The organism is Streptomyces sp. NPDC014734 (genome assembly GCF_043083325.1).
Lineage (GTDB): Bacteria > Actinomycetota > Actinomycetes > Streptomycetales > Streptomycetaceae > Streptomyces.
This window is the reverse complement of sequence record NZ_JBIBYN010000004.1, coordinates 409,530-429,177: the sequence shown is the minus strand read 5'-3', so window position 1 is coordinate 429,177 and position 19,648 is coordinate 409,530. Positions and strand designations below refer to the sequence as shown.

The window sequence follows — 19,648 nt, the reverse complement described above, 5'->3', positions numbered from 1 at the left end:
CCGGTCCCTCCCCGCCGGCCGCCGACCATCCTGCGACGATTGCGAGAGACGTCATGGCTCCCTCCTTCGATCTGTCCCACCTCGATCCGGAGAACCTCACGAAGTTCATCGACGGCACGACCTCGGCCGACGGGACGTCGGAGGGCGTCCAGGGTGTGATCGACGCCCTGGTGGAGCTCCAGACCGACCTGGACGACGCGTCGGTCGACGGCGACGAGGTCATGTCGATGCTGACCCTCTCGAACGCCCTGGCCACCCCCGGTTCGCCCTTCGGCAAGGGCAGCCTGCAGATCGGCCTCCTCAACAAGGAGGGCCCGTTGGCGGGCGGGGTGCTGCTGACCTTCGTGAAGGGCGCGGCGGGCAGCATCCATCCCGTCGAGACCGCCCAGGAGCAGTTGTTCCGGGACATCCAGTCGAACCTCCGCGACACCATCGCCGAGATGAAGAAGGCCCAGCTGGACAGCCTGGCGAAGGTCGAGGCGGAGACGTTCCTCAACGATCTGCACAACGTCGAGGACGACCTCACCACCAGGCCGGCCACCGCCTGACCGGGCGGGACCGGCCCCCGGTCCGCGCGTCCCGCGGATCCGTCACACCCTCTGGAAATCGAGCGCTGCCATGACCACACCAGCCCCCTCTCCCGTGCTGTGGGAGTCCGTCGTCAAACAGCTCACCGGCTTCGACGGCGGCACCCGCGAGGACGTCGGCGGCATCAAGGGCAAGGACGGCGGGGGCGGGGGCGACAACCCGTCCAAGGAGGAGCAGTCCGCCGGCGAGACCCGGTGGATGACGCCCACGATCACCAAGATCAACGGCACCACTCCGACGCTCGGTCACATGGTGCCCGGCCAGGCGGAACGGGTCATCCAGTTCTACGGTGCCAACGACGGCGGCGGCAGCGACTCGACGATCGACACCTACCAGGTCAGCATCACCTTCCCCTGGCTGAAGACCGGGATGGACTGGGACTGGGGCAAGGACGGGATCGCCGGGGCCTTCGACTGGGGCTACGGCCTGGCCCTGGAGGAGCTGAAGAAGAACTACACCACGCTCGGGTTCTCCGTCGGCTCGCGCAGCGTCGGCGCGGACACCGGGCTCAATCTGCGGAGTTTCGTCCAGACGTCGATGGCGTTCGACCGGGTCTGGGAGTTCTTCAACAAGCGTTCGCAGACGCTGGAGCAGTGGTTCCTGGACCTCGGCGAGGAGGACGCCGCCATGCGCGGCAAGGCCGCCGGGGTGTTCCGGCACCTCATCGACGGCCTGCAGACCGGATACAAGAACTACGCGCACGACCTCGCGCCCACCGGCACGACCGCCGCGGTCTCGCCGTCGAACTCCAGCTACCACGCCAGGACGGGCGTGGGCAACAACCTCATCTCCGCCGAGAAGGCGCTGCACGACTGCGCGACGAGCCTGTACGCCGCCTGGCAGGACTGGACCTCCCAGCCGGGCCAGGAGTGGCTGCCGACAGCCGTGCTGCTCAAGCTGCTCGACGAGGTGGCGGAGTGGGTGAACGCCAACAACATCCTCCAGATGGACGGGACCGGACTGAAGTGGAAGCGGACGGACGCCTACAGGGTCAGCATGTCGCCCTACGGCGACCTTCGGCAGGTCCAGGCGTGGCAGCTCATCGCGGATGACGCCTACAAGCGGTGGACCGACAACATCAACACCAAGCTGGACGGTCCCGCCACCACCGCGGCGTCGGTTCTCAACAAGGCTCTTTCGGCGGCCGGCCGCGGCCGCACCTCCTTCAACTTCCGGCCCGGGGTGACCAGTCTGGCCGACGCGCTGGCCAAGGACGAGGCGGCCAAGGAGAAGGAGGAGCTCCAGAAGGAGAAGGAGGAGGCCAAGAAGCAGAGCGACGAGCTGAAGAAGAAGCTGGAGGGGGGCGGCGGCGGTACGGGCGACAGCGACCCGCTGGGCCTCAACCCGACGGGGAACGGCGACGGCACCACCGACAAGGGCATCGGCGACATCAACGGCCTCGGCGGTGGCGACGGCACGGGCGGCGACGGCGACGGCACCGTCTCGAAACTGCCGCCCTCCCTGGGCCTCAACGACATCGGCGGCACGGGCACCGGTACGGGGACGGGGACCGGCACGGGCACGGGCACCGGTCTGGTGACCCACAACGCGGACGGGTCCACCACCGAGATCCGCCCCGACGGCTCCTCGGTCACGACTTACCCGGACGGCCACAAGGAGACGACGCCGCCGGGCACCAACGTGCTGCCGCCCCCGCTGAACCCGAACCAGACGGGCGGCACCGGCGGTCTCGGCGGCCACGGCACCGCGCTCAAGACCACCAAGGGCCCCGACTCCAGCACCACCTCGTACAACTCCGACGGGTCGCGCACCACCACGCACAAGGACGGCACGACGACCACGGTGGACCGCGACGGCACGGTCACCACGGTCAACCCGGACGGCAGCAAGACCGTGCTGAACAAGGACGGCAGCGAGACCGTCACCTACCAGGACGGCACCCGGACCACCATCTCGCCCGACGGCACCGCCGTGACCCAGTACCCGGACGGCACCACGACCAAGCTGGACCCGAACGGCACCCTCACGACCACCGACGCCCAGGGGCACACCACCACCAGCCATCCGGCGCCGGGCCAGACCGTGCAGAACCCCGACGGATCGCGCACGACCTTCGGCGAGGACGGTTCGGCCACCACGACGTACGCGGACGGCACGAAGACGACCGTGAAGGCCGACGGCACGGTGACCACCGTGGACGCCGACGGCACCACAACGGTCGCCCACCTGGGCAAGGGGACCTCCACCATCACCTACGCGGACGGTTCCGTCGCCAAGGTGGAGGCCGACGGCACGGTGACGACGGCGTACAAGGACGGCAGCACGACCAGGCTGGGGCCGGACGGCACGTTCACCTCCACCGACGCCCAGGGCCACAAGACCACGGAGCACCTCAACCCGCTGGGCGGCAACGCGGGGGCGCAGACCACGCACAACGCCGACGGGACGAGCGTCACGAAGTACCCCGACGGGACCGTCGACAAGCAGCTCAAGAACGGCGGTCACGAGATCAGCTATCCGGACGGCCGGAAGGTGACGACGGACGCGGACGGCCGGACCCTGTCGTCCTACAACCCGGGCCTCGGCCTCAACCGGACGTCCGGGAGCGGCGGCACGGGCGGCGGCTCGTCCTACGACTACTACGACTACCCGGACGGCGTCACCCGGCGCTCGCCGCTCGCCGGTGGCGGCGGCGGTTCCCAGGGCGGGGGCACCGGGAGCGACCACACACCGCTGACGCCTAACCCGCTGGGCGGCCAGGGGCTCAATCCGCTGGGCGGCATGGGCGGGGCGGGCGCGGGCGCGGGGGCCGGTGCGGCGGCCGAACGCCTGCGGGCGGGTGCCGCGGAGTCGGGCGGGGCCCGGACCCGGGCCGCGCAACTCGCCGCCGAGGAGGCCGCGATGGCGCGTCGGCCCGCCACCTCCTCGTCCGGCGGCACACCGATGATGCCGCCGATGGGCGGCGGCGCGGGCGGCATGGGCGGTGCCACCCAGAGCGACGAGCGCGAACGGCACACCTGGGTCAGTGAGGACGAGGACGTGTGGGGCACCGACGAGGGCGGCGTGGCGGGGGTGATCGGACGATGACCCGGTCACGGCGTACGGCGGGGACCCGACGGCTACGGACGAAGGCGGTACGGAACGCATGAGCAACCCGATGGAGGAGCGGCTGGCCGAGGCGCTCGCGGAGTTCGAGGAGACGCGCGCGAAACTCGGCGAGGCCGCGGCGGAGGCGGCCCGCATCTCGGCCACCGTCATGGCCAGGGACCGCTCCGTGGAGGCGACCGTCGGGGCACAGGGGGAACTCACGAAGCTGCGCTTCCCCACGGCCCGGTACCGGACGATGGCGCCGGCTCAGCTCGCGGACGTGCTGATGACCACGATCGGCGCGGCGCGCGCTCAGGCGGCGACGCAACTCGCCGAACTGTACCGGCCGTTCGGCCCGATCCCCGGCATGGACCAGGACGCCGCGGGCGGCTTCGCGGAGCTGGACTGGAACGAGCTGTTCGCGCCGATGCGCGAGGAGGGGCTGCCGGTTCCGCCGGTGCAGCCTCCGACCCGGTCCTCGGGCGCGCTGCTGGACGAACTGGTGGACGAGGAAGACAACGGAGCGGCCTCCGGAGGGACGAAGCGATGAGTGGCCTTGAGGTCAACACCCAGGGACTGGGGCACAGCGGCGAGGCCGTGGAGAAGGTGGCGGACTCCATCAAGATCGTCCGGGACGACTACCTGGACAAGATCACCTCGTATCACGGCTGCTGGGGCACCGGGGAGTTCGGCAACACGTTCGCGTCGAAGTACCTGGACGGGGTCGAGTTCGCCAGGATGGGCGTCAAGGAGCTCAGCGAGGCGCTGTCCGGCAGCGCCAAGAGCCTGATCGAGACGGCTGCCGGCTTCCGCAAGCAGCAGAGCAACGTGCTCGACGTCCTCCAGCACCACGGCGGAAAGCAGCGCTGAGCGGTGTCCCTGGAGTTTCCCCCGCAGGCCGCCTGGTTGTTCGCGGCCCTCACCGGCGAGGTTCCGCCGGACGGCGACGAGGACAAGATGTTCGCGCTCGCCGAGGTCCACCGCGGCCTGCACGGAAAACTCACCGGGGACATCCAGCAGCAGGTGGCGGAGGCCCTCGGCATCACCCGGCACAATTTCGGCGGCGACGCGTCCACGGTGTACCAGGAGGCGATGAAGGGGTTCCTGGGCGGTCAGGAGGGCCTCGACTACTTCAACTCCGTCAGTGACCAGGCGCAGTTGCTCGCCGAGTTCACCCGGGAGAGCGCCACCCAGCTCCAGTACACCAAGTACATGATCATCGCCCAGCTGATCGAGCTGCTGGTGGAGGCGGTCGTCGCGGCGGCCCTCGCGTTCTTCTTCGGCGCCTCGATCCAGGCGTATCTGGCCCGCCAGGCGATCGTCAAGTACCTCATCAAGTCCCGCCTGGCCCGGCTCATCGGCACCCTGCTGATGCACGAGATCATCAACGTGGGCATGGGCGTGGCCATGGACCTGCTGGTGCAGTGGTCCCAGCTCAAGGGGGGAACGCGCGACGGCTTCGACTCCGAGCTCACGAAGGGCGCGGCGCTGTCGGGGGCGGTGCAGGGCCTGCTGGCGGGGCCGTTCCACGCGCTGGGCAACAAGTTCGGCAAGGGCCTGGCCAACCTGTTCGGCAAGGACGGCGGCAAGAACCTGGGAAAGAAGCTGGACGACGTCTTCCCGCCGCCCTCCAAGGCCGCCGGGCCGAAGGGTGCCGCGCCCAAGGCCGGCGGCGCCGGGCCCAAGTCGTTCGGCGACGACCTCGCCGACGCGTTCAGGGATCATCTGCCCAAGACCGCCGGGCCCGGCGGCAAGCAGGCCGGGGACGACTTCGTCCACGCCGTCGGTGACGCCTTCCAGAAGCACCTGGGAGGCAAGGAGGCAACGGACGTCGGCCGGAACTGGGCCAGGACGCTCCTCGACAGGACGGGGAAGAAGGATCTGCCGGACGCCCTGGAACAGAGCCTGAAGCCGCTCGGCAAGCAGTTGGACGCCCCGACCACCCAGGTGCTGAGCAGGGGCACTGCCGATGTGCTGGGCAAGGACATCCTCCAGTCGATGGCCCGGGGCACCAATGAGAGCGTGTTCGAGGGCATCCACGCCGCGGTGTCGGAGGGCACGTACAACCTCGTGTTCAGCGACGAGCACGAGTTCAAGACCTCGGGGCTGACGTTCGGCTCGGGCATGGTCGAGGGCCGGGTCGGCAACTTCATGGAGTCGGGCGGTGAGAAGCTCGGCGCGGGACTGCGGGGCAAGCTGCTGGACATGACGTCCTCGTCCGGATTCCCGGGGGACGCGGGCGGCACCGGAAGAGGCGGCGACGGCACGGGGAACGCGCAGCAGAACGGCTCCACGACGTCCCCGGCCACGACGTCGACGACGAACACGGCCCTCACCACGGACACGAACGGTCTGGGCGGACTCGACGGACTCGCCGTGCCCCCGGACCCGTCGGCCGTCCCCGGCACGCCGGAGTCCACCGGCGAGAACCCTGACGATGCGAACACGCCGCAGGAGCACGCCCAGGTCCTCGGTACGCAGGAGAAGACCGACGACGATCAGGTCACCTCGGATACGGAGCGGACCGGCGCCGTGGTGCCGCCCGTGCCGGGCCCGGTGCAGCAGGGCGGCGGGCCGCCGAACGCGGTGAACACCGCGGGTGCCCCGAACCAGACGTCCGGCCCGTCCAACCAGTCCGGCCAGTCCCCGTCGTCGAACGCCCGGCCCGGGAACACACCGGTCAACACCTCGGCGGAGAAGGTCACCGACAAGACCGCGGACACGACCGCGGACGCGGTGAACCCGCCCGTCCAGAGCATCAGCACCCAGACCGACACGTCGACCGAGACACAGACACAGACGGAGTCGGAGTCGGAGGAGGTCCGGAGCCCGCAGCAGTCCCTGATCGACACCGAGTCGAAAACCCCGCCGCACCCGTCGGCCGAGGACCAGCGGCAGAACGCACTCGACGAGAACGGGCAGCACCGGTCCCAGGACCGGGCCCCGACCGGGACCTCCGGGAACGACGGGTCCCAGCAGCAGGTCCACACCCAGACCTCCGACGACGACGCGAACATCCAGCAGCACGGGACACAGCCCCCCGTCGACGGCGTTCCGGCTCAACAGCAGGAGCAAGAAGAGACCCAGACGTCCGGCGACGACCTGGACCGGAAGCAGGAACCGAACCCGACGAGCCGCCTGGCCCGCGACGACGAGGACATGGGCAACGGCTGGCACGAGAGCCGGTCGCCGCTGGTCAACACCTCGGATTCGCACACACAGCAGTCCCCGGACAACACCGGAGGGGAGCAGCTCGGCAACGCGCCGCACGAGTCGATCGAACTCACGAACCTCGCCTCCACCTCGGCCCCGGTCTCGTCCGCGCCGAAATCCCCGCTCTCGTCCGACGTCGCCAAGTTCGGCACCGCCGAGGCGGAGGGGACGGGCGGCGTCCAGCTCTCCCCCCTTCACGACGACGTCGCGACCGGTGTCCAGGAACAGGTGCTGACGGAGCTGAACGTACCCGCCTCGCACGAGGCCGACGTCCGGTCCCAGCTCGCCTCGCTGCTCTCCCCGCAGGCACTGCACGACAACCGTCTGATGCTGCTCAGCCGCGACGGCCACCGGATCACCGTGACCGTGGACGGCACGCCCCGTCCGGTCGACGTGAGGCTGAACCTCTCCGACCCGAGGCCCACCGCCGTCTTCGGCAACGGAAACCGCAAGCCGCCGCACAACAACGAGCAACGGCAGGCGGCCGCCTTCGACACCAGTTCCCAGAGCGGCAGCACCGCGGCGCGGCCGTGGGCGATCCCGTACTCCAACACGTTCTCGAAGGTCTGGCAGTACCTCACCGGCATCCCGGTGTCGGCGAACCTCAGCGGTACCCACCAGCAGCGCAGTCTGACGTCGACCGTCAGTGGGGTGGTCAATTCGACGAGTCTGCTGCGCAGTACGGAACCGGCGAGCCCCTACGACTACCGGGCGTCGTGGAGCGTCCGGCAGCCCCAGCCGCCCTCCTCCGGCCTCGTCACCGAGCAGCCGTGGCAGCCCGCCCAGACGCGCGGCACGGTGACGGCCTGGTTCCCCGAGCACCTGGCCCGGCCGCACTCCGACACGGACACCGGGCCCGCCCATGTCATCAGCCGCGAATCGGAAGCGTTCAACAAGCACCTGGACAAGCTGCCGCTCTGGGCGATGGACTCGATGTCCGATCCCGGAAGTCTGCTGAAGCAGGCCCGGCAGCACTACGGCACCGAGTTCGGGAAGCTCTCCCCGGACTCCCTCAAGGCCGTCGAGAAGTTCTTCGGCGGCGAGCACCAGCTCGGGGCCCTGCCTCTGCAGCGCAGGCGGGACGTGAACGACACCCGCACTCCGGGGACCTTCTCCCCGGTTCTCCTCGACAAGGCCGGCAACGCGTACGGCATGTTCCGTGTCGTGGCGGACGTCGACCCGCGCCGGGGAGACGGCCTGCACGACATCAAGGTCGGCGAGAAGTACAGCTTCGAGCGCTATCTGGACCGGCAGTTGAAGGTCGACTCCTTGTCCAAGGTGTCGAGTTCGCTCGGCGGTGACGCGTCGGCGGGCGTCGTCCTCAACAAGGAACCCGCCGAGGTGGACAAGGCACTGCGTGACTTCCACGTGGGTGGCTCGGTGGCGCCCAAGGCGGGTTACACGTATCAGAAGGACAAGGGCTTCGGTGCGGGCGCCACACACAACGTGGTGCACAACCTCCGCACCAACACCGGACATGTGCTGACCCCCGCGTCGGTGACCTACCACATCGAGTTCATCGCGGCGGACGGAAGCCGGTCCGGTCTGTGGTCGGCCCCGCCGACCGACGTGCGGATACGGACGCTCGCCCCGGACACGGTGAACGGAACCCGTCCGGCCGAGGAACGGAAACTCCCTCCCGAGCTGGACCGACTGGACGCCATCGGTGTCTCCACGACACCGGTGGGCATCCACGGGGACGGTGTCACCAGCGTCCTCGGCAAGGCCGAGAAATGGCTCCAGGACGAGGGGTTCCTCCCGAAACCCGGTGAACTCTCCGCCCTCTCCGCCGAGAACCTCACGAAGGCCAGACTGGAGAACCTGCGCAGGCTCACCCTGCTCGGCTCCCCGAACGGGCTGCTGGGTGCCGTGGACGAACTCGTCGACGGCGGTCTGCTGATCCATTTCAACAAGCCGGAGACGGGCGGCGGCGTCCGCCGGGTCCAGCTGCGTCTCTCCCTCGACCGACGCGACACCGATCGGGCGGCGGCACACCTCACGTCGTTGTCGGGCGTGCACATGCCGAGCACCAGCGGTCTCACCGTCCCGGGGAACAGCCAGCAGGTGACGGCCACCACCAAGACCTTCGCCATGTCCGGGGAACTGACCGGGGCCGCGGTGGATCATCTGCGCGCGAGCCTCACGGGCGACTACAAGGGGACGTGGCAGACGACCGAGACGTCAAGCGTCTCCGCCTCGGTCACGCACTCCCAGTTCATCCTGACGAGCAACCAGACGACCGAGCTGTTCCGGGTCCCCGCGGTGCTCAAGCTCGACGTGTTCGAGGGGACCGGGCAGGACCCGGTGTTCTCCTGGGACTCCCAGATCCAGGCACCGGCGGACCGTGCCTCGGAGGTCTTCGTCGACCTCGCGGTCCCGGAGGGCCGCACCCGTCCTCCGGCCGCCGAGAACGTGTTCACGTACGACCCCGCCCGGGTCGACCCGCCCGGCGCGGTGAAACCGGAGGAGCAGCCGAACGCCTTCCGGCTGCCGGACAGTTCGCTGGTCGACGTCATGCGGGGCAGCGGCAAGCTGTACGAGGCCGTCGACGCGATGCTGCGGGACCTGTCGGAACGGCCGCCGCCGGACCAGGTGCCGGGGGAACTGCCGCCACCGGCCACGGCGAACACTCCCCCGGTGGCCACCAGCACCTCGCCCTCGTCCTCGTCCTGGTGGTCGTCCGCCACGGCCGCGGCGAAGTCCGTCGCCGGCTACGTCCTGCACGCCGGCTCGGTCGTCCAGCACACGTTGACCGGGACGGACCGGGCAGACCACGGCCTGCTGTTGAACGAGGCGATCCACGCGCAGCTCGCACCGGCCGCGCTGCTGGCCCGCTCGCACCAGATCACCAAGGGCCGGTACGTCATCGACGACCTGTTCGTGCCCGGCGCGGTGGTGGGTACGGACCTGGTCGTGGAGGTCCGTGCGGTCGTCTCGAACCCCCGGAGCCTTGGCGAGGTCAGACAGTACGGTGAGACCGACCTCGGTGTCGTCGACGCCGCGTCCCACCAGGTCACCAAGGGCAGCGCGCACGAGGGCGGCCCCGGATTCACCCTGAAGTCGGGGAAGAGCAGGGCCGAGGCGGAGGCCGCCCGGAACACGGACACGGACGCGGACACGCAGTCCGCCTCCGCCTCCCGGGCCGGGAACCCGGTCACGGGCGGCGCGGGCGCCAAGGGCGTGTGGGGCAAGGGCAGCAGCCGCTCCGTGACCAGCGCCGCCTCGACGGGCATGACGCGAGTGCCGTCGGAGAGCGGCACACAGCACCGGATCAGTGCCGATGTCACCTACGAGGTGACGATCCGGCGCGGACTGCACGGTGTCACTCCGCTGAACGTCAAGGCGGACGCCGTGACGCGCACGGTATCGGTACCCGGCGGCATCCAGTTCCTGGCGACCCCGGATCAGCTGCGGCGCAGCGGCAACGAGACCCTCAAGGACCTCGCGGGCCCGGTCGACGAGTCCCGGCCGCGCAATGTGCCGCTGCCGCGCCGATTCCGCACGTACGGCCTGCTCGGCCTCGCGGCGGTCCTCGACGTGACGCCGCTGAAGTCCGCGCTGACGCCCCCCGTGGCGCCGCCCGCGGGCACGGGGCCGGGGCCCGGCGGCGCAAGCGCCTCGCACGCCTCCGTCACCGGGGACCGAACGAACGCGGTCACCGACCGGAACCGGGACAACGAGGACCGGGGCAACGAGGACCGGGGCAACGAGGACCGGGGCAACGAGGACCGGAACGACCAGGACCAGGACGACGAGGACCGGAACAAGGCGGGGAACGACGCGGGGAACGGCGCTGCTCCGGAGCCGTCGCCCGACCACGACCTGCTCCGCGACCGTCTGACCGCCCTGGTCGAGAAGCACGCGCCGGGCAGCCTCACCCCCGGTCACGCCAGCTACGTGCCCGGTCTGCGCCAGCGCATCGCCGACTACACCTCGCCCGCCGCCCTCGGCGTGCTGCCCGGCCGCGGCAGCGACAAGCCGCTGACCTTCACCTTCCCGTACGCCGGCCGTCTCCTCACCCAGGACGTGACGGTGAAGCTGTACGGGCGTCTCGCCTGGGACGAGCAGCAGTTGGACCTGGTGCGCGGGCGGAAGTCGGGGGAGGGATCGGCGCTGGAGAACTTCACCTCGCACGCCCCGGCCAACATCACCGAGGCCACCAGCCGCACCACCCGCTGGGGCTTCGGCCTGCCCGGCAGCGTCAACACGCCGACGTCCGGCGACCGCAAGGCCGTGTTCGGTCCCGGCGTCGCGCACTCGACGCTCAGGACCGACACCACGAGCAACACCAGCACCGCCGAGGACCGCGTCTGGCAACGCACCGAGGGCGGCGACGAGTTCACCCTCGCCTACGTCTTCTCGGCGGAAGTCACCATCGGTGGCAAAACCCACGCGCTTCCCGAACCCGTCGACGCCGCGGTCACCGTCCGGTTCTCCGGCGACCGTGACCAGCAGGCCCCCGATCGCGAGCTGCTGGACGATCTGGTGTACGAGCAGGACCCGACCCGGAGCGTGCCCCAGCTGATCGGCGCGACGCCGCTTCAGCCCACGGGCCACGAGATCGTGTACGGCCTGACCAACCAGCAGCAGCTGCTGGCGGCCGTGCGGGAGGTCGCACCCGCGCTGGACGGGGACGGGCTCGGCACCGGTCTGACGGACGAGGGCGCCGCCATCCGGCTCACCGAACTCGTGCACGGCGGGAAGCTCACCATCGACCCGGTCCGCGGGGCGGCCGGACTCGGCGGCGAGGTCACCGGCACCGGCAAGCACCCGCAGGTCACCATGAGCACGAAGGTGTTCAACCCGAGGCCGGTCGACAGCACCAGAGGAGTGACGGTCGACCGGGTGCGGGCCGTCGGCTTCAGCACGTCGGCGAGTTCGTCGACGACCCGTTCCACCGCGTTCACCCTCTCGGTGTCCGGCACCCTGACGGCCGACGGCAAGCACAGTCTCGGAGTGTCCGTCCCGCTCAACCAGTACCAGTCCGTGCCCGGAGGGCAGGGCGGCGGCATCTCCGCCGCGGGCCGTCGTTGGGAGAAGACCGGCACCGCCGGGAAGCCCGACGCGCAGAACGGCCTGCGGACGCACGAGGTCGAGGTCGATACGGTCACCGAGGTCATCGGCCCCGACGGCACCGTGCGCCACGTCACCGGCACCGCGGTCATGCGCGTGCCGGAACGGGACCTGCTCGGGCTCGGCGTGTTCGCGGATCCGGAACGGGGCGACGGGATCTGGGACCTCTCCGCGACCGGGGACACCTCGACCGGCACCCTTGCCGCGTCGATCAAGGAGACGGGCCCGCTCCCCGAGGGTGCCGTGCCGCAGCTCTGGCTCGACCTCGGGACCGATCCCACCCCCGAGGCCCGGCTGAACGCCCTCCGCCGGGCGTCCGAGATCGCGCGGACGAGCGGACTCGACGTGGAGCTGGCCCTGCGGGACGCCGAGGGAACCCGCTTCTGGACGTTCGACGGCAACGGCAGGCAGACCACCCCGAGCAGCACGGAGTTCAACGGAACCGACCTCTTCGAACTGCACGACCGGTCGACGCGTGACCGCGACGACGCGGCCCGCAGGCTCGACGCCTTCCAGGCGCTTCGCAACCTGGGCCGGGAAGGTGCGCACGCACCACTCACGGGCGGCCGGGACCGGCTCGAACAGCTCCAGCAGGCCATCGAGGCGAACACCACACGACTCACCGCTCTCGACGAACGGCTGGCCGACCTGTCTTCGAGGGAGGCGGAGTCCCGGACGGCGCTCGACGGTCTGAACGGACAGCTCGACAAGATCCGCACCCGCCTTTCCGCCACGCCCCCTCCGCACCCCGACATGGCACGGCGGAACGCCCTGATGGCCGAAGCCCTGCGCGACGAGATCCGCGCGCAGGAGACGGAACTCACCGGTCTGGCCCACGAGCGTGCCCGCGTCGACGCGGACCTCGACGCGACGCGCAAGCAGTTGCGCCTGGACGGGCAGGAGAGGGGGCTGCGGCAGACCCTCGCCAACGCGGAGCAGACACTCGCCGACGCGGACCGGCGGCTCGCGGACGCCGCGACGCAACTGGCGGACGTGCACGAACAGGGCGGCGGCACCAACCCGGTACCGCGTCCGGTGGGCACCCTCTTCGAAGTGCCGCCCCCGACCGATCCGACGACGCAGTCGCTCGTCTCCCAGCCCGTGTCCTGGCCGTCTCCGCAGGCACCGGCCAACGGCCCCGGCGGCACCCGGGACGACAAGCCGAACACGGTGTCGCAGGACCACACGTCCCGGACCGGGCCCCACCCCGTGCGCCCGCCGCGCCCGGTGGGCAAGCTCGTCGACGTCCCCGCGCTCCGCCGCGAGCTGCGCCGCTTCCTGGGGGCACCCACCGCCGCCGTGAACACCGCGCGCTTCGATCCGCAGGTCGTGCAGTCCGGTCAGAACCCCGGACAGCTCGACGGCTCGATGACCCTCATCCGCAATCACGTCCGCCGGGAGCAGCTCCCCGACGGCCGCACGGTGCGGCACTTCTTCGTCACCCTGCCGGTCGCCCTGTCCGACGGGCTGTCCCCACAGCATCTCGCCGATCTCCGGGCCCGTATGCAGTCGGCCCTCGACGAGCACGTCAACGTCGGCTACGAGCTGCCCGAGTCCGGCGACCAGTTGCTCGTCACGGTGGAGCTGGTGAACGATCCCGGCCACAGCGAGGCCGTGAAGATCACCAACGCGGCCGTACCGGGCCGCGCCGATCAGCGCCACTGGGACATCGGACACAGCGACGCCGTACTGATCCACGAGACCCTGCACTACCTCGGCCTCGCCGACGAGTACTCCGACGCGAGCGCCGAGAACCCTCACCTGTTCCGCCGGAACGCCCACGCGTCGGGCGTCCACTCCGACGGCGTGATGGTCCACGCGGACGACGCCTCGTTGCTGACCATGCCCCAGGACTACCTGCGGACCATCGAGCGGGTCAGCATGCACGCCGTGATCCCGCTGCACACTGCCGACGCGCCGCTGCCCCCGCCCGTCTCCCCCGCGTCGAACCGAATGGCCGACTCCGACCACACCGGCGCCCCCTCGTGGCCGACGAGCGCGGCGCCCCCGGGCTGGAGCCGACCGCTGTCGGACTACGTCAGGAACTACGGCGGTCAGGGCTTCGACGGTGTCGGCATGGAGCAGTTCGATCCGCTGTCGACGGCACAGCTGGACGACCTGGCCGCCCAGGTCGCCGCCGCCCTGACCTCCTCCGGCCGTCCCCTGTCCGCCTCCGAGACCACGGCGGTGCGCGAGGAGATCGGGACCCAGTTCGGTACCGCGGCGCTGAACGCGCGGATGCCGTACGTGCTGAGTGAGCACGGGTACGCCGTGACCGTGCAGCTGGACGACGGCCCGCACACCGTGGACGTGCGGCTGACGCTGTCCGACCCGGTGACATCCACCCGGTTCAGCGGCCACACGCTGGAGGACCCGCAACGGCGCATCGAGAAGCGGGCGACGAGCGCCCTCGAAAGCAGTTCGCCCTCGGGGTCGGTCAACCCGCGCTCCCTGCCTATCGCGTTCACCGGCAGTCTGCTGGCGGGCGCCATCGGCATGTACACCGGCCTGCTGTTCAGCCCGTCGTTGAGCGTGACGCACAACCAGCGCAGCTTCTCCTCCACGACCGCCGACACCGTCGCGCAGACGCAGGTCATGCGGAACAACACGCCGTCGCATCCGGTGGACTTCACGACGCACTGGCAGGTGCGCGTCCGCGACCGGACCGGCGGCGAAACGCCGAACCCCTCACGCGACCCGGAGCAGGGCGACGCCGTCCCCCTCGTCGAGCGCTGGGGGCAGGGACAGGAGCACGGCACGCTCACCGTGCAGTTCCCCGACCACGTGGCCACCGTCCCGGCGGAGACTCCCCCGACCGGCACCACCACGAGCCACACGACCACGAACCAGAACACCACGAACGACACGACCGCGAGCCACACCGAAATCGGCGCGAACGACAACAGCGCGGACAACACCGGGATCGGGGCGGGCGACGACACCGGGAACAACACGCGGAACGACGCCGACCTCACGCCCGTCACCACGGACGATGCCCTGGGCAGCCTGCCGCTGTGGGGCGTGGACTCGATCAAGGACCCCGGGGCCATCGCCCGTGCCGCGGCGGCCGACCCCGAGTTCCGCAAGCTGCTCGACTCGCTCTCCGAGCAGTCGCGCAACGAGGTGCTGACGCTGCTGAGCGAGACCAACCAGCGCGGCGGACTGCCCCTCCAGCGGGTCGACCGGAACGGAAAGGGCGGCCAGTACACCCCCCTGCTGTACACACCGGGCGGCAAGGCCGTGGGCATGCTGCGCCTGGAGGCGCGGATCGAACGCGTCGAGAACGCCGCGATCTCCACGGTGTCGGGGAACTTCTTCCTGGAGAGCCACCTCACCCGCACGATGAAGCTCGACACCTCGGTGAAGATCAGCTCGGGCCTCGGTCTGGATGTCGCCGTCAACGCCTCGGCAGACCTTGCCGCGAGCATCTTCACGTCGGCGGCCGACTGGGTGATCGGACTCACCGGCGGGTTCAAGGGCGGCTGGAAGCGCAGCTGGACCCACGGCCACAACTCCGGCGGGTCGACCACGGTGAACCACACGCTGCGCACGACGAAGGATCACCGACTCGTGCCGTTCACCCTCACGTACACCGCCCATCTGGTGGGCCGGGACGGCACCGGTCCGTCGTTCGACCTGAAATCGAGCGCGGTCAGGATTCGGATGCTGCCGGACTCGGTCGGTATGGCGCCGAACACCGGCAACGCGCTCCAGCCGTCCGCCGAGATCGCCCAGCTCCAGGCGATCGGTCTGTCGGCCACCCCGCTGCGGATCGACGGCACCGAGCGCATCTTCGACGCCACCGAGAAGTGGTTGCGCGACGCGGGCTTCCTGCCCCCCGCCCCCCGCCAGACGCCGGGCTCCCCGCTCGAACGGGCCAACGGCCTGGTGACGGACGTGCTGAGCCGTCCCGGCGAGAAGACGGTCGCGGCACGCCTCGCCAATCTGCGGCTGTTCGAGCAGATGCGCTCCCAGCTCGGCCTGCGTGCCGCGCTCGACGACATGGCGGGCGGCGCCCACCGCGTCTGGCTCACGCTGCCGGGCGGACTGACCGGGCCGGAGCGGCGCGTGGAACTCTCCCTCGAAGCGCTCCGTCGCACCTCGGAGGCGGTCACGCAGGTACGTTCCCTCGACGATGTCGAGACCATCAACATGGTCGGGCTGTCGATGCCCGGCAGCGAGCAGAAGGCGGTGGCCTCGGGCTGGTCGGCGGGCGGCGGCGGCTCGCTCTCGGGCCCCGCCGGCTCGTCTCCGGTCGGCGCGTCGGGCGGATACACGTACACCTACAACTCCCAGTGGGGAGTGACGGCGACCGACGGCAACGGAATCGGCCACGACCAACTGGTGCTCACACGGAACAAGGCGACCGAGGTGTTCTCCATCCCGGCGGACTTCCGGCTGACGGTCACCGAGAGCAACGGGCACGAGCCGGTGCCACCGTTCACCACCGTCGTCCCACCGGACTCGACAACGATCCAGATCGATCCGGAGGCCTCGCCCACGATCCTGATCGCGGTGCCCGCCGACCGCACGACGCCCGTGGACTCCCTCCTCGCCCCGCAACCGACCGGCACCGTGCGCGAGGTCACCACGACGGGGACGAACAGCGACATCGCGCTGCTCTCCTTCCGCCCCTCCGGGAACGAGAGCACGTCGACGCCCGCGCCGAACCGGTCGGAGAACGGCGAGAGCAGCACCACGCCCCCCGCACCGATCCGGCCGATTCGCCTGCCCGACGACGCGTTCGTGGACCTGGTGAAGGAGGCGGACCTCATCCACAAGACCGTGTTCGACGGCTTCCGGCAGATCATCGGCGAGAAGACGGAGACGGTCACGGAGACGGAAGCGGAGTCGGAGGCGAACGCCTCGTCGCAGCAGGCGGACCCGGCCACCGCCAAGAGCCGCGGCAGGATCGGCCGGGCCCTCATCGGCGCCGAGGCGAACGACCACACCACGGCCCTCGCCGAGCAGTTGCACACCGCCATCAACGCCGGTCAGCTCGCCGCCCACGCACACCAGATCTTCAAGGGCGGCTACGTCATCGAGGGCCTGGTGCTCCCGGGCATGACCCTCGACACGGAGTACTCCGTGGAGATCCAGGGATACGCCACGGCGCCGAAACTGCTGTCCGATCCGAAGGGGCACGGCCAGTACATCGAGACGAGCGTCATGGGCTCCGCGTCGCACGCCTCCCAGAAGTCGACAGGCTCCTCGCACGACCACGCCGGAACGCTCACCCTGAAGCCGTCGGCCGAGTCCCCGGTGTCATGGCTCCAGCCGTCCGGGGGGTACACGTACAGCGCCCGCCGGGACCACAACGAGAGCCGGACCGCGTCCAGCACCGTCACCCGCACCCCCGCCGAGGCCATGACGCTGCTGCGCATGGGGGCCGACACGACCTTCGTGATCACGATCAGGCGCGGCCATCGCAACCTGTTCCTCAACGCGGCCCCGCAGGTGGTGCAGAAGGCCGCGAACCTCGGGCCATCCGTCGTGCGGATGGCGGTGGACGTCCCCGGCGGGGTCCAGTTCCTGACGACTCCGGGCCAGTTGCGTCGCAACCGGGAGTTCTTCCCTGACATCGCCGGCCTGACCCCGTCCCCGGACAAGGACAGGACCGTCGCCTTCCCCCGGACGCTCCGCGACGGGCGCGCCTTCGGCATCGGATCCGTCCTCAACGCGGTCCCGCTCGCCCCGTCACAGGACTCGGGCGTGCAGTACGTGCCCGACACGGAACGCAACCGGTTCGGCGACACCATCAAGAAGCTGGTGGAGAAGGCGGCGCCCGGCCTGCTGACGCCCGGCGACTCCTTCAGTCCGGGCGCGCGGGCACGCATCAACGACCTGTCGTCCACGGCGGGCATGCGCATGCTCCCGTCGCGCGGTCCCGGAAACCCGATGCGTGTCCACTTCGTCCATGTGCGCAACGGGATCGCCAGGCTCGTCGAGGTGTCCGTCCGGGCGACCCCGGTCGACGACCTCAGCACGGTCATGGGGATCGAGGCCGACACCGGATCGGGGCAGGAGAACACGTTCACCCAGGTGCCGGGGAACACCCAGGTGTCCGACGTCGTCACCACGAAGCACTCCCTCACGGGTTCGTCCGGAACCCGCTACCCGCGTCCGCCGGTCGGGCAGCACGCCGACACCCTGGCCCTGCAGGGGACGCACAGCAGCGGCCGCGCCGTCACCACCACCTCGGCAACCACCTCGGACCAGCGGTTCTGGCTGCGGACCGACAACGCCGCGGAGTTCCGGATCACGTACGAGTACCACGTCGACGTCCGGACGAAGGTCCTGCCGTTCGCGCCCGTCCAGCTCGCACAGGACGCCCTGAACAGCTCCGTGCTCACCGACAGCCGGTGGGCCAAGTGGCTGGACAGCACGCTTGACGGTTTCTGGGAGTACACGGCCGCCTCCGTCGACGACACGCCCCCGGTCCGTGTCCAGGTCGATGTGCGGCTCACCGGCAGCGACGTGCACGAGGCTCCCGACACGCGCACGACGACCGGCGGGCCGGAACGGAAGCTGCCGCGCAACGGGCGGGTGGTGGTGCACCGGTTCACCGGGGTCGAGCAGTTGCGGGCCGCGGTGAACAAGGTGGCGCCCTCGCTGGGCTTCGGCGGAGCAATGCCGTTCGAGAGCACCGAACCGGGATCGGAGGCCGGCGACCTGGCCGCCGTTCAGTTCACGCGCCTGGTGCAGGACGAGTCGGTGGAGTTCGGCGCGCTCAACATGGCGGACCTGCTGGGCATCGTCCCGCCGGAACACTCCGACGACCGGGTCACGTTCTCCGTGGACCTGCTGCGTCCGGTATCGCTCGCGCACACCGGCTCCATGGCGATGGACCGGGTGGACATCCAGGCGAGGAACGCCGCCTCCTCGGCCGTCCAGTCGGACAGTTCCGCGGTGAACGTCCAGGTCAAGTACGACCTGAACGAGGAGAAGACCGCGACCCTGGGCACCGCCGCACCCCTGGTCCAGGGGCAGCCGCAGCGCCCCGCGGCCGGCGGCTCGCACACCGTCACCGACCGCAGCTGGCAGCGCCAGGGCGTCACCTCCGAGCCGAAGGACGGGCGCGTCTGGCAGACACACCTGGTCACCGTCGAGACCCGGATCACGGTCACGGGCCCGGCGGGTGAAGAACAGGTCCGGGGCACGGCGGTGGTGCGGCTCCCGGAGCGCGACCTGCTGGGGCTGGGGGTGCTGCCCGGCCATGTCACCTCACACGTCTTCGACGGCGAGTCGCTCCTGCGGGAGAACGATCACGAGGACCACTGGGCCGACGGCGGGCAGAACGACGTGGCCCGGGCGCTCGCGACGGCCATCAGGACGGCGGAACCCGACGGACCGGGGGCTGAGCTCTGGCTCGACGTCCGCGAGACCCCGCCCGGGAACACGTCCTCGGAGCGTGGCGGTGACGAAGGGGCAAGGATCGAGCGGGCCAAGGAGATCGCCGAGCTGGTGGCCGGCCTGCTCGGCCGCCCGGTGCGGCTCGGTCTGGTGACCCGGACGGGCATGGACCTCACGGACTTCGCCGCACCCGTGCGCGAGCCCGGGCCGACGACCACCACCACGACCACGACCACGCAGAACGGCAGTACGTCCTCCGGGCCCTCGACGATCTCCGACGGCGTCCTTGCCGCGCTGATCCCCAGTTGAGCCCTGGAGGTTCCGCATGACGCGGCGAAAGCTATGGTCAACGCTTCGTCGTCGTTGGATCATT

5 protein-coding genes are annotated in these 19,648 nt (G+C 70.5%); all 5 read left to right on the top strand.

All coding sequences use genetic code 11. The annotated features are described in order from the left end of the window. The first annotated feature begins 53 nt into the window (after window positions 1-53). Complete coding sequence (locus tag ACF1CT_RS10490) at window positions 54-548, top strand: type VII secretion system-associated protein (RefSeq protein ID WP_391783392.1); 495 nt, start codon at window positions 54-56, stop codon at window positions 546-548. 70 nt (window positions 549-618) lie between these two features. Beyond that, a complete protein-coding gene (locus ACF1CT_RS10485; RefSeq protein ID WP_391783391.1) occupies window positions 619-3,636 on the top strand; it encodes an AAWKG family protein in 3,018 nt (1,005 codons plus the stop codon). Between the two features lie 58 nt (window positions 3,637-3,694). Beyond that, window positions 3,695-4,186: a YbaB/EbfC family nucleoid-associated protein gene (locus tag ACF1CT_RS10480; RefSeq protein ID WP_391783390.1), complete on the top strand. Its 492-nt coding sequence runs from the start codon at window positions 3,695-3,697 to the stop codon at window positions 4,184-4,186. Then, window positions 4,183-4,506: a hypothetical protein gene (locus tag ACF1CT_RS10475; RefSeq protein WP_391783389.1), complete on the top strand. Its 324-nt coding sequence runs from the start codon at window positions 4,183-4,185 to the stop codon at window positions 4,504-4,506. The genes ACF1CT_RS10480 and ACF1CT_RS10475 overlap by 4 nt, the downstream gene beginning before the upstream one ends. Before the next feature lie 3 nt (window positions 4,507-4,509). Then, window positions 4,510-19,584, top strand: coding sequence for a hypothetical protein (locus ACF1CT_RS10470; protein WP_391783388.1), 15,075 nt, complete (start codon window positions 4,510-4,512; stop codon window positions 19,582-19,584). The last annotated feature ends 64 nt before the right edge of the window (window positions 19,585-19,648 follow it).

Excerpts from the sequence above, each read along its gene's own strand:
- ACF1CT_RS10475 (WP_391783389.1), top strand. The coding sequence starts at position 4,183 with ATGAGTGGCCTTGAGGTCAACACCCAGGGACTGGGGCACAGCGGCGAG.
- ACF1CT_RS10485 (WP_391783391.1), top strand. The coding sequence starts at position 619 with ATGACCACACCAGCCCCCTCTCCCGTGCTGTGGGAGTCCGTCGTCAAA.
- ACF1CT_RS10490 (WP_391783392.1), top strand. The coding sequence starts at position 54 with ATGGCTCCCTCCTTCGATCTGTCCCACCTCGATCCGGAGAACCTCACG.
- ACF1CT_RS10480 (WP_391783390.1), top strand. The coding sequence starts at position 3,695 with ATGAGCAACCCGATGGAGGAGCGGCTGGCCGAGGCGCTCGCGGAGTTC.